Annotated in this window: 19 protein-coding genes and 1 pseudogene; 10 read left to right on the top strand and 10 right to left on the bottom strand. The window is 43.7% G+C overall.

Annotation, left to right across the window (positions count from 1 at the left end; genetic code table 11):
- Window positions 1-389: 389 nt before the first annotated feature.
- The 7 genes from BA1DRAFT_RS24670 to BA1DRAFT_RS13735 all read left to right on the top strand — a co-directional run bounded on the left by BA1DRAFT_RS24670 (window position 390) and on the right by BA1DRAFT_RS13735 (window position 6,211).
- On the top strand, window positions 390-551 hold the full coding sequence (locus BA1DRAFT_RS24670; protein WP_420865145.1) for a hypothetical protein: 162 nt from the start codon (window positions 390-392) through the stop codon (window positions 549-551).
- Window positions 552-682: 131 nt separating this feature from the next.
- The gene (locus tag BA1DRAFT_RS13760; protein WP_036780159.1) at window positions 683-970 is read left to right on the top strand and encodes a type II toxin-antitoxin system RelE/ParE family toxin; all 288 of its coding nucleotides are present in this window, start codon (window positions 683-685) and stop codon (window positions 968-970) included.
- Between the two features lie 425 nt (window positions 971-1,395).
- Window positions 1,396-2,070 (top strand): CDP-alcohol phosphatidyltransferase family protein, encoded by a 675-nt coding sequence (locus BA1DRAFT_RS13755; RefSeq protein WP_036780157.1) that lies wholly within the window; start codon window positions 1,396-1,398, stop codon window positions 2,068-2,070.
- Window positions 2,063-2,704, top strand: a complete 642-nt coding sequence (locus BA1DRAFT_RS13750; RefSeq protein WP_036780155.1) for a lysophospholipid acyltransferase family protein — start codon at window positions 2,063-2,065, stop codon at window positions 2,702-2,704. The genes BA1DRAFT_RS13755 and BA1DRAFT_RS13750 overlap by 8 nt, the downstream gene beginning before the upstream one ends.
- Complete coding sequence (locus BA1DRAFT_RS13745) at window positions 2,701-3,645, top strand: phosphatidate cytidylyltransferase (RefSeq protein WP_181148262.1); 945 nt, start codon at window positions 2,701-2,703, stop codon at window positions 3,643-3,645. The genes BA1DRAFT_RS13750 and BA1DRAFT_RS13745 overlap by 4 nt, the downstream gene beginning before the upstream one ends.
- Before the next feature lie 427 nt (window positions 3,646-4,072).
- The gene (gene pfkA / locus BA1DRAFT_RS13740; RefSeq protein WP_036780151.1) at window positions 4,073-5,044 is read left to right on the top strand and encodes a 6-phosphofructokinase; all 972 of its coding nucleotides are present in this window, start codon (window positions 4,073-4,075) and stop codon (window positions 5,042-5,044) included.
- 171 nt (window positions 5,045-5,215) lie between these two features.
- Window positions 5,216-6,211 carry a sulfate ABC transporter substrate-binding protein gene (locus BA1DRAFT_RS13735; protein ID WP_036780148.1) on the top strand — a complete coding sequence of 332 codons (996 nt, stop codon included), beginning with the start codon at window positions 5,216-5,218 and terminating at the stop codon, window positions 6,209-6,211.
- 52 nt (window positions 6,212-6,263) lie between these two features.
- Here the strand turns inward: BA1DRAFT_RS13735 and tpiA are convergent, their stop codons facing one another.
- Together tpiA and BA1DRAFT_RS13725 are read right to left on the bottom strand one after the other, a co-directional pair.
- Window positions 6,264-7,031: a triose-phosphate isomerase gene (tpiA, locus tag BA1DRAFT_RS13730; RefSeq protein WP_036780146.1), complete on the bottom strand. Its 768-nt coding sequence runs from the start codon at window positions 7,029-7,031 to the stop codon at window positions 6,264-6,266.
- Window positions 7,032-7,152: 121 nt separating this feature from the next.
- Window positions 7,153-7,755 carry a DUF1454 family protein gene (locus BA1DRAFT_RS13725; protein ID WP_200868786.1) on the bottom strand — a complete coding sequence of 201 codons (603 nt, stop codon included), beginning with the start codon at window positions 7,753-7,755 and terminating at the stop codon, window positions 7,153-7,155.
- A gap of 67 nt (window positions 7,756-7,822) precedes the next feature.
- On the opposite strand from BA1DRAFT_RS13725, the gene BA1DRAFT_RS13720 reads away from it, so the two are divergent.
- Window positions 7,823-8,257 carry a DUF805 domain-containing protein gene (locus BA1DRAFT_RS13720; RefSeq protein WP_036780140.1) on the top strand — a complete coding sequence of 145 codons (435 nt, stop codon included), beginning with the start codon at window positions 7,823-7,825 and terminating at the stop codon, window positions 8,255-8,257.
- A 2-nt stretch (window positions 8,258-8,259) separates the two neighbouring features.
- On the opposite strand, the gene fpr is transcribed toward BA1DRAFT_RS13720, so the two are convergent.
- Complete coding sequence (gene fpr / locus BA1DRAFT_RS13715; RefSeq protein ID WP_036780139.1) at window positions 8,260-9,006, bottom strand: ferredoxin--NADP(+) reductase; 747 nt, start codon at window positions 9,004-9,006, stop codon at window positions 8,260-8,262.
- A gap of 257 nt (window positions 9,007-9,263) precedes the next feature.
- Between fpr and emrD the strand changes: the two are divergent.
- Window positions 9,264-9,482, top strand: a pseudogene (emrD, locus tag BA1DRAFT_RS13710) (multidrug efflux MFS transporter EmrD); the annotation flags it as partial.
- 59 nt (window positions 9,483-9,541) lie between these two features.
- On the opposite strand, the gene glpK reads toward emrD, so the two are convergent.
- Together glpK and BA1DRAFT_RS13700 are read right to left on the bottom strand one after the other, a co-directional pair.
- On the bottom strand, window positions 9,542-11,065 hold the full coding sequence (gene glpK / locus BA1DRAFT_RS13705; RefSeq protein ID WP_036780134.1) for a glycerol kinase GlpK: 1,524 nt from the start codon (window positions 11,063-11,065) through the stop codon (window positions 9,542-9,544).
- 30 nt (window positions 11,066-11,095) lie between these two features.
- On the bottom strand, window positions 11,096-11,926 hold the full coding sequence (locus BA1DRAFT_RS13700) for an MIP/aquaporin family protein (protein WP_036780131.1): 831 nt from the start codon (window positions 11,924-11,926) through the stop codon (window positions 11,096-11,098).
- Window positions 11,927-12,229: 303 nt separating this feature from the next.
- Here BA1DRAFT_RS13700 and zapB point away from each other — a divergent pair, with 303 nt between their 5' ends.
- Window positions 12,230-12,472 (top strand): septal ring assembly protein ZapB, encoded by a 243-nt coding sequence (gene zapB / locus BA1DRAFT_RS13695; RefSeq protein ID WP_036780129.1) that lies wholly within the window; start codon window positions 12,230-12,232, stop codon window positions 12,470-12,472.
- A 67-nt stretch (window positions 12,473-12,539) separates the two neighbouring features.
- Here zapB and rraA read toward each other — a convergent pair whose 3' ends face one another.
- The 5 genes from rraA to ftsN form a co-directional block, all read right to left on the bottom strand.
- Window positions 12,540-13,049 (bottom strand): ribonuclease E activity regulator RraA, encoded by a 510-nt coding sequence (gene rraA, locus BA1DRAFT_RS13690; protein ID WP_036780127.1) that lies wholly within the window; start codon window positions 13,047-13,049, stop codon window positions 12,540-12,542.
- Between the two features lie 150 nt (window positions 13,050-13,199).
- The gene (locus tag BA1DRAFT_RS13685) at window positions 13,200-14,117 is read right to left on the bottom strand and encodes a 1,4-dihydroxy-2-naphthoate polyprenyltransferase (protein ID WP_036780182.1); all 918 of its coding nucleotides are present in this window, start codon (window positions 14,115-14,117) and stop codon (window positions 13,200-13,202) included.
- A gap of 95 nt (window positions 14,118-14,212) precedes the next feature.
- Window positions 14,213-15,544, bottom strand: a complete 1,332-nt coding sequence (gene hslU / locus BA1DRAFT_RS13680) for an HslU--HslV peptidase ATPase subunit (RefSeq protein WP_036780124.1) — start codon at window positions 15,542-15,544, stop codon at window positions 14,213-14,215.
- 11 nt (window positions 15,545-15,555) lie between these two features.
- On the bottom strand, window positions 15,556-16,086 hold the full coding sequence (gene hslV, locus BA1DRAFT_RS13675; RefSeq protein WP_036780122.1) for an ATP-dependent protease subunit HslV: 531 nt from the start codon (window positions 16,084-16,086) through the stop codon (window positions 15,556-15,558).
- 124 nt (window positions 16,087-16,210) lie between these two features.
- Window positions 16,211-17,038 carry a cell division protein FtsN gene (gene ftsN / locus BA1DRAFT_RS13670; RefSeq protein WP_036780120.1) on the bottom strand — a complete coding sequence of 276 codons (828 nt, stop codon included), beginning with the start codon at window positions 17,036-17,038 and terminating at the stop codon, window positions 16,211-16,213.
- Between the last annotated feature and the right edge of the window lie 24 nt (window positions 17,039-17,062).

Here is a 17,062-nt window from a genome sequence, read left to right as displayed (position 1 = left end):
TTTTTCAGTCACTTACAACACATTTCTTTGTAAAACAATAACATAAAAAAGTACAGAAGGGTTGGAAAGTATACGAAAGTTTTTGAGTGTGGACGCTCGCTACACCCTCTAGCTTTATTCTACTTCTATCCACCCTTAAGAGGATTTAATGAAATGTAAGCATCACCATTTTTAAATTCGAATGTGATGTGAGAGTTAACTCTGACAGTAATTGTCCATATGTCAGTCCGATCCCCTTTCAGGTGGCAAATTATTGGCAAAATACCGGATAAAAAACCAGTAATTTGTTAATAACCTGATTGTTTTCTCTGAAAACAATATTGTTGTTATAGGTTATTTTGCTGTTGTGACAACATGCTATTGAGGCAATAGTGAACTAAGGAGGATGAATGGAGACGATTCGTTTTCGTATTGATGAAGAAACTAAGCGTTTAGCCATGCTAGCTGCCAAACGCCATCAGACAGATTTAACAAAGTTAATGAGACAAAAAGCCGAAGAGTTGGCGAATGAAGAACGTGAGTATCAAAAAATACCCATGCTCACTGGTTAGAAGCGGAAATTGAGAAAGCAATTGACCGATGTGAAAACGACTTGGCTCATTTTATTGATGATTCTGAAAGTTATCACCGGATGGTTCTGCTGCGTAATAAGCTAAGTAGGGGATAAAGTGATACGTATTTCATGGGAAAAACTGACCGGGAGAAAATTTATCTCTACTTCTTTGAACAGGCTGGGCTGTTATTGGCTGATAAAATTGATACGAAATTTTCGGAAATGGCTGAACTTCTGAAAGTTACCCCATATGCAGGCATAGGCATAAAGGCTCGTAACAGTCCAGATGAGCGTTATAGAAAACTCGTTGTCCCTCATTTTCCTTTCATCATGCTTTATCGTTACGATGAGGATATAGAAAATATAAAAATTCTCAGAATATTGCACACTTCCAGAAGAATAACCGGGCTTTTTTAAGTAAAAGACTTTGAGGTGAATTTAAAAAATATTCCAGCCAGATAACTGGGAGCATTTTTTGTCTGACAATAAACTGAGTTATAAAAAAGCCCCTCGGTATGTGAAGGGTTTTTTTGTATATCGATGTGGTCACGGTGTGGACATTTTTATTTTTAAATCCTTTTATTACATAGTGTTGAGTTGTGAAAACGAACGTTATCTCTATCTTTCCCCCCTGCTTTCTGGTGGTCAATATGTGGGCGTTTGTTGAAATAAATTCTGTTATTTCAAATTAATCAACAAGGAAAGATTGACGTCACCTCCGTTTTTACCTCCTTCCACCGGCAGGTTTTTTTATTGTTGTTATTCTAACCAATCCTGTTTATCTTATTTCATTTAACTTAAGTAGATTTGATTGTTCATTTGTGCTCAAAAAGGGAAAGGATATGTCTGGTAACGAGGTAAAAGATCGGCGTCCGATCAAGACACGCAATGCAGTGTGGGCCAGTAAGATGGCTAAATGGTTGCAATGTAAAGGGGCGACACCAAATGGCATATCTGTTGCCAGCGTTGTTTTTGCTGTATTAGCTGGCGTGTGTTTTGCCGTGTGTTTTTTAGTCGAGTCTTTTTGGTTGACTTCACTTTTATTGATTATTGGCGCCTTGCTTATTCAAGGTCGGCTAATATGTAATTTATTGGATGGTATGGTTGCTGTTGAAGGGGGATTGAAGACGGCTGCTGGTTCTGTTTTTAACGATCTTCCAGATCGTATTGCTGATTCTTTTATTCTGATTGGGGTAGGGTATGGCTTAACACTTTTCCCGTTTGCAGTTTCTCTTGGCTGTATTGCGGCATTACTGGCTGTTTTGACGGCTTATATTCGCTTATTAGGGGGTACTTGTGGTTTGCCTCAACGCTTCCTGGGTCCAATGGCAAAACAACATCGGATGGCATTAATTACTGTTAGTTCAATTGTTGCCGCTTTTTTACCGCAGTTATGGAGCCAGTATCTTTTATTGGCGGTATTAGTCGTTATCACATTAGGTTGTCTTTGGACATGTATTCGGCGAACCAGAGTCATATTAAGTGAATTACAAGAGAAGGATGCTTGTAATGAATAAATCACAAGAAGTGACGTTGGTAAGTAAAGGTATGGGGTCTTTCCTGTCTGGGCTTTGCCGTTTGTTAACTGGGGTAAGAATTCGTTGGATTGGGTGTAAGCCATCGGTAGCTTCTCGAATTTATTATGCTAATCATTCGAGTCATTTGGATGGGTTAGTTATTTGGGCTGGTTTTCCTCGGGTATTACGTTCTCGGGTGCATCCTGTCGCTGCCCGTGATTATTGGAGTAAGACTTATCTGCGCAAATATTTTATCAATAAAGTTTTTCGGGCTGTGCTGATTGATCGTAGAGGTGAGGATTGTTTAAAGGGAAATACTCTTACGCCAATGGAGGATGTATTAAAACGAGGTGAGTCTTTAATTTTGTTCCCAGAGGGGACACGAGGAAGTGGGGAACAAATTAATAAGTTTAAAGGCGGTCTGTATTATTTAGCGAAGAAATATCCTGATGTTGAGCTTATTCCTGTTTATTTGGAAAATTTAAACAGAGTCTTGCCAAAAGGCTCGGCACTTGTTGTTCCTGTTATTTGTTCGGCAACATTTGGGCAACCTTTGGAAAAATTAGGTGCAAAAGAGGAAAAAGCTGACTTTTTACAGCGAGCTCGTCAGGCATTGGAGGCGTTAATATTATGACTATGCTTAATAATAAATTACTCTTGTTGTTGGGTGGTATGTTCGTGCCGTTAATTATTGCCAGTATTATTGGTGCAATACTCTCTTCTAAATATTCAAGGGATAACAGTAATGCGACAATCGATAATCTGAATGCCCGCATCCGTGGTTGGTGGGGGATGTGTGTTATTTGTGTGTTGTCGGTGATTATTGGGCCAATCGGTTCAGTGTTATTATTTGCGAGTATGTCATTTTTTGCTTTACGGGAATTTTTCACTTTGACACCAACACGACGAAGTGACCATGAGGCGATGTTCTGGTGTTTCTTTATTTTCATGCCATTGCAATACGTTGCCGTTGGTATTGAGTGGTATGGCGTGTTTTCTATTTTCATTCCTGTTTATGTTTTCCTGTTTTTACCTGCTCGTATTGCATTGGCTGGGGATACAACGAACTTTCTGGAACGGACAGCTAAAATACAGTGGGGAATGTTAGTTGCTGTATTCTGTATTAGCCATGCGCCCGCTTTATTGATGTTGGATATTCCAGGTTATGAAGGGGAGAATGTCGAATTATTGCTGTTTTTAATGATTGTGGTGCAGATGTCGGATGTTTTGCAGTACGTATTCGGTAAATTGTTTGGCAAACATCCGATTGTGCCTAAGTTAAGCCCGAATAAAACAGTTGAAGGTTTCGCCGGTGGTATCTTGGCTTCCGTTTTGTTAGGAATGTCACTTTACTGGGTAACGCCATTTTCTCCGTGGGAGGCAGGTTTGATGTCGTTAGCAATTACGTTGATGGGCTTTATTGGTGGTTTGTGTATGTCAGCGATAAAACGTGATAGTGGCATTAAAGATTTCGGTGAAATGATTGAAGGGCACGGAGGTATGTTAGATAGGATCGATTCTTTATGCTTTGCAGCACCGGTATTTTTCCACCTGACACGTTATTTCTATACATGATGGAAAGACACTAACGTAATGAATAAAGATTGTGCTGAATCAGCACTGTGGTATGGGTTGTCACAGTGCTGGTTTCTGTGTTGTTGATGACTTTCCTTTTTGGGAGCATATTTGCAAGGAGAAAACGAGGATATAAGGATAGGATTTCTCGGAGGTTGATTGATGATCTTAAGAGCTATAGCAGCATAATTAAATGGCTTTTTAGCCAATTTGATCTCAAAAAAGAGACTTATGTGAATGCAGACTTGGTTTTTTACCGTATTATATGAAAGTTGAATCAATTCAGCTTAATTGTTTCAGTACGCTAGGTGGTAACAGGTTAAAGTGGTAACAGGTTAAAAAGGCAGATTTCTCAGGCAAAGTGATTGCGTACAGAGTCCGCCGTTAGTGGGTTTGCAATTATTACATCTACAAGTCAGAGGTCATCATGAGCAATGGGATCAAAAGAATCGGTGTCTTAACGAGTGGCGGTGATGCGCCAGGTATGAATGCAGCTATTCGTGGTGTGGTTCGTGCAGGGTTAACCGAAGGGTTGGAAGTTTTCGGTATTTATGATGGCTATCTTGGCTTGTATGAAAACCGCATGAAGAAACTTGACCGCTTTAGTGTATCCGACATGATTAACCGTGGTGGCACTTTTCTAGGTTCAGCCCGTTTCCCTGAATTCAGAGATGAGAAGGTTCGTACTGTCGCTATTGAGAACATGAGAAAAAATGGTCTTGATGCTCTGGTCGTTATTGGCGGTGATGGTTCCTATCTTGGCGCGAAAAAACTGACAGAAGCGGGTTTCCCCTGTATTGGTTTGCCGGGCACGATTGATAATGATGTGGCGGGTACGGACTATACCATCGGCTATTTCACTGCGCTGGAAACGGTGGTTGAAGCTATTGACCGTCTGCGTGACACTTCAACTTCCCACAAACGTATTTCCATTGTTGAAGTGATGGGGCGCTATTGCGGTGATCTCACTTTGTCAGCCGCTATTGCGGGAGGTTGTGAGTTTATTGTTCTGCCGGAAGTCTCATTTAGTTGTGATGAGCTTGTAGCTGAAATTAAAGCGGGTATCGATAAAGGCAAACGCCATGCCATTGTTGCAATTACTGAACATGTTTGTGATGTCTATGAACTGGCGAGACACATCGAAAAAGAGACGCATCATGAAACCCGTGCCACAGTCTTAGGCCATGTTCAGCGTGGTGGTTCCCCGGTTGCTTATGATCGTATTCTGGCTTCCCGTATGGGGGCGTATTCCATCCAATTATTGTTGGAAGGTTATGGTGGCCGTTGTGTTGGTATTCAGAACGAGAAACTTGTTCATCATGACATCATTGATGCAGTGCAGAATATGAAACGCGTGTTTAAACAGGATTGGTTGGAAACCGCGAAAAAGCTATATTGATCACGTCAATACCGGCAAATCTAAATCTGTTGCAGCCTCGTTGGAGGCTGTGATTTGTCTTTAGATATTCCTATGGCATATAAATAAATGCTTTTAATTATTTCTGAGTGATAACGCTTTCTGTCAGCCTTGGATTTCATAACAGCCAAAAACAGTGTGGGAGAGATTCAAGTGAGAGTCAGATGGCATATAGCATTGGCGTTACTGTTGGTTACCAGTAGCAGTGTATGGGCAAAAGATCTTCAACTTCTTAATGTTTCCTATGATCCAACCCGTGAGTTATATCAGCAATATAATCAAGCTTTTAGTGATTATTGGCAGCAGAAGACAGGGGATAAAGTGATAATCCGGCAATCTCATGGTGGCTCGGGTAAGCAGGCAACTTCTGTTATTAATGGCCTTGAGGCGGATGTGGTGACATTGGCTTTGGCTTATGATGTGGATGCCATTGCGGAACGTGGCCGGATAGCGAAGGCATGGATCAAGCGTTTGCCAGAGAATTCAGCCCCTTATACTTCAACCATTGTTTTTTTAGTGCGGAAAGGTAATCCAAAACAGATTAAAGATTGGTCAGATTTGGTTCGTCCAGGTGTATCTGTTGTAACGCCTAATCCAAAAACATCAGGTGGCGCACGCTGGAATTATTTGGCCGCATGGGGTTATGGGTTGATTCATAACAATCAGGATCAGGACAAAGCGAAAGCGTTTGTTAAAACCCTTTACCAGCATGTTGAAGTGCTCGATTCTGGCGCAAGAGGAGCGACTAGTACTTTTGTTGAGCGTGGAATCGGTGATGTATTAATTGCCTGGGAGAATGAGGCATTATTGGCGATTAATGCGCTTGATAAAGATAAATTCGAAATTGTGACGCCTAGCCTTTCAATTCTGGCTGAGCCGACGGTTTCTGTTGTTGATAAGGTCGTTGATAAACGTCATAGCCGTGAGCTAGCAACAGAATATCTGCAATACCTTTACTCTCCCGTTGGACAGGAGATAGTGGCTAAAAACTATTATCGGCCACGTGATAAAACAGTTGCCGATAAGTATCGCTCTTCTTTTCCTGAGTTGGAATTATTTACTGTCGATAAAGTATTCGGTGGTTGGGGAAAAGCGCAAAAAGTGCATTTTGCGACGGGCGGTGTGTTTGATGAGATTATTCAGCGCTGAAAATGAATAGCCGCCGTAGGCATACGGCGGTCAATTATCGTTGAAATATGGATTAAGCTTTTTTCGCAGCAGCAGCGGCTTTTACAATAATAGCGAAAGCATCAGCTTTTAGAGAGGCACCACCAACTAATGCGCCGTCAATGTCTGGCTGAGCGAATAGTTCAGCGGCATTATCCGCGTTCACAGAGCCACCGTACTGGATAATGATCTGTTGTGCGATTGCTTCGTCTCTTTTCGCAATATGATCACGAATGAATTTGTGCACAGCCTGAGCTTGTGCCGGTGTTGCTGATTTGCCTGTACCAATTGCCCAAACAGGTTCGTAAGCAATGACCGCGCCTTGGAATGCTTCTGCGCCCAATGTATTCAGAACTGCATCAATTTGCCTTGCGCATACGGTTTCAGTCTGTCCGGCTTCATTTTCCTGTTCAGTTTCGCCGATGCACAAAACAGGGATTAGACCTTGTTGTTTAAGAATGGAGAATTTTTTCGCGATGAATTCGTCACTTTCTTGGTGGTAAGTACGGCGTTCAGAGTGGCCGATGATAATGTATTCTGCGCCAATGTCTTTCAACATTGTGGCGGAAGTTTCACCTGTAAATGCACCAGATAGGTTAACGTCAACATCCTGTGCGCCCAGAGCAATACGACTGCCAGCCAGCGCTTGTTTAGCCTGAGAGAGATAAAGTGCTGGTGGCGCGATAGCGACGTCACAGCCGGTAATACTGCTTAATTCTTTACGCAGGTCGGTGATAAGTTCGTTTACCATATGGGTACTGCCATTCAATTTCCAGTTACCCATCACCAATGGATGTCGCATGTTTTTTCCTCCAACCAGAGAAGTTTAAGTAGTGAACTGAATTTAGGATCAATTCGGTAGATCAATGCTCCACAGTATAGTGATCATTACAAACAATAGCTTTTTTTATTCCTAAATTTGATTAGTTATCGGGTTCAGATAACCATAGCTTAATCGGTTCAATGGCGAAAGTAAGCGTTTTTTCGCTACTATTTACCACAATATAGCGAATGGCGCCGATGTTGTGGCTGTAAAATGGCGATTTTTTGCTGTTTCTGAGCAAGTTATTAATGTTCTCTTTGCTCTGTTCCTGTGAAATAGTCGGGTTAAAGTGGCGCATCAGAGCTATCATGTATTGTTCTGCCAGAATATGGTTTTTCTGTGTTTCTGTTTCGCTTTCTGATGGTAATAATGTCAGTTGCAGGCTTTTGATTTTTTCACTTCCCCGCTCAAGTACGGCGGAAGAATAAAGTTTTTCATTGATTCTGCTGGCAGCTCGTGTCAGTGGCAGGTAAATGTTTTTACTTATGATTACCCGATACTCGTGTAGTGGCAATGTTGGATTGCGGCGATTATATTTTTCGCGAAATCGCGGGATGGTTTCATCAAAAGAGGGAGCATTTGGTAGAAGATAGGTTGCTTGCACTGTGGGTCCAGTGGTTGTGGATTCATCAGCATTGGCTACCAACGGCAAACCGATGATGCTTGCCGCGAATATTATGGCTAGAAATTTATTAAGGTCCATTTTCATGTTGCCGCTCGCTTAGGTTAAACTGCGCTGAGAAACAGAATACACGATTGGAAAAGAATAGATGACATTACAACAATGGGGTTTTTCATTCAAAGGACGTATTGGGCGGCGTGAATTCTGGATTGGCATTGGTGTTTGCCTGGCCTTGATGTTTGTTATCCTGACTATTCAGGGAATGAATTCTTTAGCTATGCACTATGCTGTTTTTGCCCTTGTTTTGGTGATGTATCCTGCAACGGCAATGATGGTTAAGCGCCTGCATGACCGAAATAAGCAGGGAGGGTGGTCGCTGCTTTTATTACTGGCGGGGGTGTTGATTGCTGTTGACTGGGGTGGTATGGCACCGTTCTGGCAATGGGGGATTGGCCGTTTTATCCCCACATTGATCATTGTAATGATGGTGCTTGATTGCGGTGTATTCCGTGGCACTGATGGACCAAATCGGTTTGGTGAAGCAACAGAGAAAGTGGATTTTATTTCTGCCAAAGATGACTGAAATTACCAATATTGCTCACTAGTAATATGCCCCGGTTTGCGGCGTAAGTGTTTTGTCATTCCACGCTGCTCTTTTAGTAGTTGTTGGGTATCTTTCACCATTTGAGGATTACCGCATAACATAATATGGCTGTTGTCACTGTTCATCGTAAGCCCGACAGCCGCCTCAAGTTCGCCGTTCTCGATCAGTGTCGGGATACGGCCAATCAACGAGCCGGGGTTTTGTTCACGGCTGACAATAGTTTGAATTCGTAGCTTGCCATTGAGACGCTCAACTAGTTGTTGCATTAAGGGCAGATAGCTTAAATCCTGTGTGAGCCTGACTGCATGCACCAATACGATGCTCTCAAATCTTTCCAGGTAGTCCCCTTGTTGAAGAATTGACAGATAAGGGCCAATGGCTGTTCCCGTTGAGAGCATCCATAATGTTTTGCAATCAGGTATTTCATCAAGAATAAAGAAACCTGCGGCTTGTTCTGTCACTAGTAGATCATCACCGGGTTGCAGTGCTGCTAATCGTGGACTAAGTTTGCCGTCAGGAACTGTCACTAAATAGAATTCAAGATTATTATCTGTCGGAGCGTTAACGTAAGAGTAGGCCCGTTGTACCCGTTCATCATCTATTTCCATCGCCAGTTTTGCAAACTGGCCCGCAGTAAATTCTTCAACCGGTGCATGCATCCTGATGCTAAATAAGGTATTCGTCCAGTGAATAACTTGTGTAACTTTTCCTGTAACCCAGTTTGCCATTGGAACTTATCTCCTATCCCGAAAGAAATCTCCGAACCGTTTGTTTTTACGTCGCTATTTTAGTCCTATAGAGATAAATACCATTATCGATTCTGTGTTATAGAAAAATTAACCATTATTTTATTAATACTTAGTTTTATATGTACATATTTGTTGCCAGATATGGCGTAATTAACTGTTATTTTTTCTACAAATAAAATTGTGCACTATCTCGCAAAATATTTTAAATTTGTGAGGTTAGTCACATTGTTGGGGTGGGAGAATACCGGCCATTTCCTTATCTGGCAGGTGCAGCAGGGGCGCTAGTCGGCGGTTTGCAGAATGTTGGCTCTGGCTTGGCAACTTGGTTATCTGCAATGCTGCCGCAAAATAATCAATTCAGCGTGGGTATGCTGATGTTTTTTACGTCAATTTTGATCCTGCTTTGTTGGTTACCATTAGCGCATAGGATGCAGCGTCACGGACATGTCGTTTAATCAAACAATTAAAGAAAGGGGGCATTCATGCCCCCCTTTCACATTTTATTCAGAAAATCTTAGTTTTTATCTTCCCAATCTTGTGCGCGGGCAACTGCCTTTTTCCAGCCATTGTATTTGTAATTTCGTTCGGTGGTTTCAATGCCCGGACGGAACTCTTTTTCAATGGTGGCTTTGCTTTTCACTTCATCGAGATCTTTCCAGTAACCAACCGCTAATCCTGCGAGGAATGCTGCGCCCAATGCGGTGCTTTCACGCACCACAGGGCGTTCTACACGGGTGCCAAGGATATCTGATTGGAATTGCATCAGGAAATTATTGGCAACAGCACCGCCATCTACCCGCAGTGCTTGCAGCCGGGTGCCTGAATCAGCCTGCATAGCATCCAGGACATCGCGGGTCTGATAGGCGATGGATTCCAGCGTCGCACGAATGATGTGATTACTGTTGGTGCCGCGGGTCAGGCCAAAGATTGAGCCGCGGGCGTAGGGGTCCCAGTAGGGGGCGCCAAGGCCGGTAAAAGCGGGAACCACATATACGCCGTTACTATTTTTAACTTTGGTGGCAAAGTATTCGGAATCAGTAGCATCTGCAATAAGTTTCAGTTCATCACGTAGCCACTGAATAGAAGCACCACCAACGAAAACCGCACCTTCAAGTGCATAGTTCACTTCACCGCGGGGACCACAGGCAATGGTTGTCAGTAATCCATGATTGGAGCGAACAGCATCTGTACCTGTATTCATTAGCAGGAAACAGCCTGTTCCATAGGTGTTTTTCGCCATACCCGGTTGGACACAAAGTTGACCATATAGAGCAGCTTGCTGGTCGCCTGCGATACCTGCTATAGGGATCCGGGTGCCGCCTTTACCGCCGATGTTGGTCTGACCATAAATCTCAGAAGATGAATGAACGGTAGGTAGTAGGGAGCGCGGGATTTGTAACTCATCAAGAATATGCTGATCCCATTCCAGATTGTGAATGTTGAACAGCATTGTTCGAGAGGCGTTTGTGAAATCGGTAACGTGAACTCGGCCTTGGGTCATTTTCCATACCAGCCAAGTATCCACAGTACCGAACAGTAGCTCACCTTTTTCAGCCCGTTCACGGGCGCCTGGGACATTATCTAAGATCCATTTTATTTTGGTGCCAGAGAAATAAGGGTCCACTACCAGCCCTGTATTCTGGCGAATATATTCTTCCAATCCCTCTTTTTGTTTTAGTTTAGTACATGCGTCCGCGGTACGGCGACATTGCCAAACGATGGCATTGTAGATAGGTTTACCGGTTTCTTTTTCCCAAATAATCGTCGTTTCACGTTGGTTAGTAATCCCAATACCGGCAATCTGATCAGAACTAATATCCGCTTTTGCCAATACTTCTACCAAAGTTGAGCTTTGGGTTGCCCAAATCTCCATTGGATCGTGTTCTACCCAACCCGGTTTAGGATAAATTTGTGCAAATTCTCTTTGAGAAATTGAGATAATATTGGCGTTGTGATCAAGAATTATCGCTCGGGAGCTGGTAGTTCCTTGATCAAGGGCGACAATATATTTTTTCTCAATCATATTTTCTGTTGTCATGATAATAACCTGTTCTGGTAATGCTCTACTCTAGGCTCTCTTTTTCTTCTGATCTTCAGTTTTATGAACATCAGATGGTAAATGGCGACCAATAAGTTTGCGGTAGCCAAATGCTCCCACAATACCGCCGATAATGGGTGCGGTCAGAGTAACCAGACAGTAAGGGATTTCACGTCCACCTGTCAGGGCAATATCTCCCCAACCCGCTAGATAAGCAATTAGTTTGGGACCAAAGTCACGGGCCGGATTCAGCGCGAAACCAGTTAATGGACCGAATGCGCCACCGATAACGGCAACCACAATACCAATCAGTAACGGAGCCAGAGGACCGCGAGGAATACCGTTACCATCGTCAGTTAGTGACAGAATTAAACAGACCAGAATAGCGGCAATGATAACTTCTATCATAAAAGCTTGAGAAATGGACAGTGACGCCATTGGATAAGTAGAGAATACGCCCGCTGTAAACAAGCTTTCAGGAGTGCCGCGAACGATATTATGTACTTGTTCGTAATCAAGGAATACGCTGTAGTACATCATGTAAATGAGAGCGGCAGCGATAAAGCCGCCAATCATCTGGGCAATAATAAAAGGGATAACTTTTTTGCCGTCAAAACGGGCAAACAACCATAAGGCAATTGTCACCGCTGGGTTAAGGTGAGCACCGGAAACACCTGCGGTAAGATAAACAGCCAACGCAACGCTCATGCCCCAAATAATACTGATTTCCCATAAACCTAATTGTGCGCCGGCAATACGTGCAGCGGCAACACAGCCTACGCCAAGGAAAACCAATAGTGCGGTACCAAGAAGCTCAGCGATACATTGTCCGGTTAATGTCGTGCTAGTGGTTTGGCTCATATGTTCTATCCTACGAAGAAGATTTTAGAGGGGTAGTTATTATTGTCGCCTTCCAGCATTGAAAGGAGGAAAGTGTAAATTTATCGTTAATGCGCGGAAACGAGAAATAGCGAAATTGAAATGTGTGTGTTGTGTCAACAAAATGAGCGAATCCGCATTTATCCGCTATTTTGCTAAAAACTAAAGTGTGAGACACTTTGGGGTTTTTATTTGGTAGTTATTTTTCATGTGTTGGGGATGTTGCTAGACAGGGGCGCGTTGGCTACATACAATCAGACAATTGCTTATAAGGGGGAACCGAGAATGTCATTTGAAGTTTTTGAAAAGCTGGAAGCCAAGGTTCAGCAGGCGATTGATACTATTACCCTGCTACAAATGGAAATTGAAGAATTAAAAGAAAAAAATCGATCTTTGTCTCAGGAAATTCAGAATGCCACCAGCAGCCGTGAGTCTCTGACTCATGAGAATGAGCAATTAAAGCAAGAGCAACAAGTATGGCAAGAACGTTTGCGTGCCTTGTTGGGCAAAATGGAAGATGTTCAGTAATTACAAATTTCCAACAAATAAAAAGGGCGATCTAAAAAATCGCCCTTAATTCTATTATACGTTGCCATCAGATGATCTCATCTTCTTCACTCTCATCAAGTCCCAGTGGCTCTTCGGACAAAATGATACCGGTGTTGTCGGCATACAAATAATCGCCAGAGAAGAAGGTGACACCACCGAAATTCACCCGGATATCGCTTGCGCCGGTTCCTTCATCACGACAGCCAGCAGGAATAGCGGCTATAGCTTGAATACCGAGGTCGAACTCTGCTAGCTGGTCAACCTGACGTACAGCACCGTAAACAACAATGCCTTCCCATCCATTTTGCACAGCGAGTTGTGCCAGCTCAGCGTCAATTAATGCTTGGCGTACAGAACCCCCACCATCTACCAGTAAAATGCGTCCATGACCGTTCTCTTCAAGCAGGTCGTAAAGTAACCCGTTGTCTTCAAAGCATTTAACCGTGATGATTTGACCACCAAATGAAGTACGCCCGCCAAAATTGGAGAACATAGGTTCTACCACATTTACTTCTTCTTGATAGATGTCACAAAGCTCGGAAGTATCATATTTCATAGGATTTACGTCTGGTTAAGGTATGGAACGGTAAGTATATCCCTTTCAGGCCAATGTTAGCAAAATCATCAATTATTAAATTGATATTGTTAACAAGTATCCAGAATGGTTAAGTTACAACACCTCCCGGAAAAACAGCACAAATGCGGTCTAATTAAAAATAAGACCAACTGAAAATAGAATATTAGTCAGTAATGCCGCTTTAACCATCTGTCCTAACATTGGACGCATTCCCTCCGGTGTGGGGTCATTAAGTACATACCATATATGTTTGAACAACCAAGGCAGAGCGAGCAGGAATAGCCAGCCTGACCAGCCAGATGGGTTTTGTACGGTGAATAATACCAAGCAAAGTATTGCTGTGATTATTAAACCACTGTGATAGTAACGGGCTTTTTTAGGGCCAAGGCGGACAGCCAGGGTATTTTTTCCATGCCGTTTGTCATCTTCAATATCACGCAAGTTATTGATATTTAAAACAGCAGTAGAGAGAAGCCCACAGGCTGTAGCCGGGAGTATGACAACCAAGTCAAAAAAACCGGCTTGAAGATAATAAGTACCGGCAACACTTAACCAGCCAAAGAAAATCAGGACTGAAATATCGCCAAGCCCCATATAGCCATAAGGCTTTGCGCCAACGGTATAGGTAATTGCGGCAATAATTGCTAGCAGGCCAAGTACCAGAAAACCGAATATATCGCCGGGTTCTTCACAGGCAACGGCAATCAAGGCACCACCAGACAGGCAAGCTAGCAGGACAATAATCTTCAGCGCTTTTTTCATCTGTGAGGCGGTAATAATGCCTTTTTGCATACCACGTAGTGGCCCGATACGCTTTTCAGTATCACTACCTTTGATAACATCACCGTAATCATTGGCGAGATTGGATAGGACTTGCAGTATGGCTGCTGTTAATAGCGCCAGTAAGGCAACCGGTAGCTTGAAATGCCCTGTCCAGGCTGCGAGGGCTGAACCAGTAATAATGGCTGCAAGGGCGAGTGGCAGCGTTTTAGGACGCAAACTTTCCAGCCATGCTTGAGTTTGACTAATGGAAGTTGATGAGTTCATTTCTGCGTTCACTTACTCCTGTAAATTTATAAAAAACAAATGGGAGGCAAGCCTCCCATCATTAATTACAGTGGATCAGGAATCGTATACACCGATTATAAGATAAAGCGGCTCAGATCTTCATCTGCAACCAGTTCATCTAGATGCTGTTTAACATAGTCGGCATCAATGTTAACTGACTGGCCTTGGCGTTCGCTGGCTTCGAAGGAGATATCTTCCATCAGCCGCTCAAGCACAGTATGCAGGCGACGAGCACCGATATTTTCGGTTGATTCATTTACTTGCCATGCTGATTCAGCGATTTTGCTGATGCCATCAGTCGTGAAACTGATGTCCATTCCTTCTGTTGCCATAAGAGCTTTATATTGCTCTGTCAGAGATGCACTTGGTTCAGTCAGAATACGCTCAAAATCTTCTGTGGTTAATGCTTGTAGTTCCACGCGGATTGGCAAACGCCCTTGTAATTCAGGGATTAGATCGGAAGGGCTGGCAACCTGGAATGCACCTGAGGCAATAAACAGGATGTGGTCTGTTTTTACCATGCCGTGTTTAGTGGATACCGTACAGCCTTCCACCAGTGGTAACAGGTCACGCTGAACACCTTCACGGGAAACATCAGGGCCTGAAGTTTGACCACGTTTACAAATTTTGTCGATTTCATCAATGAAGACAATACCGTGTTGTTCAACGGCATCAATGGCTTGTTGTTTCAATTCTTCCGGGTTAACCAGTTTAGAGGCTTCTTCTTCGACCAGTAGTTTGAAAGCATCTTTGATTTTTAGCTTACGAGATTTGTGTTTCTGACCAGCAAGGTTCTGGAACATAGATTGCAGCTGGTTTGTCATCTCTTCCATGCCCGGAGGCGCCATGATCTCGACGCCTACCGGTGTGGTAGCAACATCAATCTCGATTTCTTTATCATCCAGTTGACCTTCGCGTAATTTTTTACGGAATGCTTGGCGTGCGGCCGATGGTTCGACTTGCGTCTCCGTTTGTCCCCAATTATTTTTTGCTGGTGGAATCAGGACATCAAGAATACGCTCTTCTGCCAGTTCTTCTGCCCGATAACGGTTTTGTTCAATAGATTGCAGGCGAACCATTTTAACCGCAGCATCGGTCAGATCACGGATGATAGAGTCGACTTCTTTACCAACATAGCCAACTTCGGTGAATTTTGTCGCTTCGACTTTGATAAACGGCGCATTTGCCAGTTTTGCCAGGCGACGGGCGATTTCGGTTTTACCTACCCCAGTCGGACCAATCATCAGGATATTTTTAGGCGTTACCTCGTAGCGCAGCGTTTCATCTAGCTGCATACGACGCCAGCGGTTACGGAGTGCGATAGCTACAGCGCGTTTCGCTTTATCCTGACCAATAATGTGTTTGTCAAGTTCGCTGACAATTTCGCGTGGAGTCATTTCAGACATACTATCTACCCTTACGCTTTTGAAGGAAGTTCTTCGAAGTTGTGATTATGGTTGGTATAAATGCAGATATCACCGGCAATGGTTAGCGCTTTCTCTGCGATTTGTCTGGCACTGAGATCGGTATTTTCCAACATTGCCCGTGCGGCGGATTGGGCGTACGGTCCACCGGAACCAATAGCAATCAGGTCATTTTCTGGTTGAATGACATCGCCGTTACCTGTAATGATTAGAGAGGTATTTTCATCTGCGACTGCTAGCAGTGCTTCCAGTTTGCGTAGCATGCGATCAGTGCGCCAGTCTTTAGCAAGCTCGACCGCTGCCTTGGTTAGATGCCCTTGGTGCATTTCAAGTTTACGTTCAAACAGTTCAAACAGAGTAAAAGCGTCTGCTGTACCGCCGGCAAAACCCGCGATTACTTTGTCATTATAGAGGCGGCGAACTTTACGGACATTGCCTTTCATGACGGTATTACCCATCGTTGCCTGTCCATCACCACCGATTACGACCTGGCCATTACGGCGAACACTTACGATTGTAGTCACGAGTAAGCCCTTGGTTACAAAAATAGATAAATGTGACGCACGGTACTTTCGACAGTGTATACGGCTATCGAAAATACCGTGTGCACGGTGTTTAGCAGTATAGATGGGGGAGAATTATAATTTTTCAACCCCCAGTAACACGGAGAATGCAACCTGATACGCCAACGCCTTTCAGGCGCTCCCGCATTTTTTCTGCGGTGTTTTTACTGTAGGGACCAAGAACAACACGATGCCAGCCATCTCCCGTTGTGATCTGGCTTTCAATACCCGCAAATGCCAGATTGGCACGTACTGATTCAGCTTGGTCCATATTGCGGAATGAACCACATTGTAAAATCATACGCTGTGCCTTTTCTACGGGCTTTGGTTTACTGTTCTCAGCCGGTGGTAGCGTTTGTGGCTGAACTGTCTGAGTCTGCATTGATTGTTGCGGTAACGTTTGTTGAGGCTGTGGTTGCGGTCTTGTTTCCAGCGGTTGTTGTGTTTCCGTTGATGGCTTGATGATCACTTGTGAACGCGGCACTTGAACACCATTGTATGGTACTTCTGGCAGCGAAGTCGCCGGTTGGCGCATATCCGCCTGCATTTGTTCAAGTAACTGCCGTTGCTCGGCGGTTAGCTGAGTTTGTGAATTGATTTGCCCTCCGGATGAAGGCTCACGTGGTGTCTCAATGCCAACGGGACGATTTTCCAATTCTTTGATATAGCGCCAGCGTTCTTCCGGTTTTGGCGGTAACCCACTGTTTTGCTGAGAATGTTTTGGCACTACTTCTGATTCGCTTTTCTGTTTATTGTGGGTAATAAAGTAAAGGCCACCAATAAAGATAATGACTAATGCTACCGCGACAGCCAGTGTTGCTTTTGGCAGCCCTTGGGCTTGGTATTTTTTCTTATCGGTATTTTTACGGCGGGTGTTTGAACGCCCGCGACTCACATAATCTCGTTGTGCCACTGTCTAATTCGCTGAGTAATTTAA

It is taken from the genome of Photorhabdus aegyptia (assembly GCF_000612035.1).
Taxonomy (GTDB): Bacteria; Pseudomonadota; Gammaproteobacteria; order Enterobacterales; family Enterobacteriaceae; genus Photorhabdus; species Photorhabdus akhurstii.
This window is presented reverse-complemented; position numbering and strand designations above follow the sequence as displayed.

What these genes read in the sequence shown, in the direction of transcription:
- rraA (WP_036780127.1), bottom strand. Translation starts at nt 13,049, where the DNA reads ATGAAATATGATACTTCCGAGCTTTGTGACATCTATCAAGAAGAAGTA.
- BA1DRAFT_RS24670 (WP_420865145.1), top strand. Translation starts at nt 390, where the DNA reads ATGGAGACGATTCGTTTTCGTATTGATGAAGAAACTAAGCGTTTAGCC.
- BA1DRAFT_RS13700 (WP_036780131.1), bottom strand. Translation starts at nt 11,926, where the DNA reads ATGAGCCAAACCACTAGCACGACATTAACCGGACAATGTATCGCTGAG.
- BA1DRAFT_RS13745 (WP_181148262.1), top strand. Translation starts at nt 2,701, where the DNA reads ATGACTATGCTTAATAATAAATTACTCTTGTTGTTGGGTGGTATGTTC.
- tpiA (WP_036780146.1), bottom strand. Translation starts at nt 7,031, where the DNA reads ATGCGACATCCATTGGTGATGGGTAACTGGAAATTGAATGGCAGTACC.
- BA1DRAFT_RS13755 (WP_036780157.1), top strand. Translation starts at nt 1,396, where the DNA reads ATGTCTGGTAACGAGGTAAAAGATCGGCGTCCGATCAAGACACGCAAT.
- BA1DRAFT_RS13750 (WP_036780155.1), top strand. Translation starts at nt 2,063, where the DNA reads ATGAATAAATCACAAGAAGTGACGTTGGTAAGTAAAGGTATGGGGTCT.
- BA1DRAFT_RS13685 (WP_036780182.1), bottom strand. Translation starts at nt 14,117, where the DNA reads ATGAACTCATCAACTTCCATTAGTCAAACTCAAGCATGGCTGGAAAGT.
- hslU (WP_036780124.1), bottom strand. Translation starts at nt 15,544, where the DNA reads ATGTCTGAAATGACTCCACGCGAAATTGTCAGCGAACTTGACAAACAC.
- glpK (WP_036780134.1), bottom strand. Translation starts at nt 11,065, where the DNA reads ATGACAACAGAAAATATGATTGAGAAAAAATATATTGTCGCCCTTGAT.
- BA1DRAFT_RS13760 (WP_036780159.1), top strand. Translation starts at nt 683, where the DNA reads ATGGGAAAAACTGACCGGGAGAAAATTTATCTCTACTTCTTTGAACAG.
- BA1DRAFT_RS13725 (WP_200868786.1), bottom strand. Translation starts at nt 7,755, where the DNA reads ATGGACCTTAATAAATTTCTAGCCATAATATTCGCGGCAAGCATCATC.
- zapB (WP_036780129.1), top strand. Translation starts at nt 12,230, where the DNA reads ATGTCATTTGAAGTTTTTGAAAAGCTGGAAGCCAAGGTTCAGCAGGCG.
- pfkA (WP_036780151.1), top strand. Translation starts at nt 4,073, where the DNA reads ATGAGCAATGGGATCAAAAGAATCGGTGTCTTAACGAGTGGCGGTGAT.
- fpr (WP_036780139.1), bottom strand. Translation starts at nt 9,006, where the DNA reads ATGGCAAACTGGGTTACAGGAAAAGTTACACAAGTTATTCACTGGACG.
- BA1DRAFT_RS13720 (WP_036780140.1), top strand. Translation starts at nt 7,823, where the DNA reads ATGACATTACAACAATGGGGTTTTTCATTCAAAGGACGTATTGGGCGG.